Genomic DNA, 356 nt, shown 5'->3' with positions numbered 1-356 from the left:
GGCCAGGCCCCGGAGTGGCCCGCCGACCTGGGCGCGCACGGCCTGATCGCGCACGTCGGCGAGGACGCGCAGCCGCGACCCGTGCCGTGGACGTTCGGGAAGTTCTCCGCCTTCGGCACCCCGGCCGGCCGCTTCGCGTGGCACCGGATCGTCGGCGCGTACGTCGGCTTCGCGATCGGTGACGCGCTCGGCGGCGGTGCCGACCCGGCCGGCCCGCTGCCGCTCGGCGGGCTGACGCGCCACCTGCTGTTCCACACCGACATCGTGCTGCGCGGCCTGCCGCCGGTGCCTACCGGCGAAGTCCCGGCGACGCTGCCCGAACCGGACCCGGTCGGCTGGCTCGCCGTCGCGACCCG

The 356-nt window shown here is 77.5% G+C and carries 1 pseudogene; it reads left to right on the top strand.

Annotation, left to right across the window (positions count from 1 at the left end):
- Nucleotides 1–356 (top strand): annotated as a pseudogene (locus G3I65_RS37065) (ADP-ribosylglycohydrolase family protein); the annotation flags it as partial.

Origin of the sequence: Amycolatopsis sp. SID8362 (assembly GCF_010550475.1) — a bacterium.
GTDB lineage: Bacteria > Actinomycetota > Actinomycetes > Mycobacteriales > Pseudonocardiaceae > Amycolatopsis > Amycolatopsis eburnea.
Note: the sequence above shows the minus strand (reverse complement) of the source record. Positions and strands in the feature narration are given on the sequence as shown.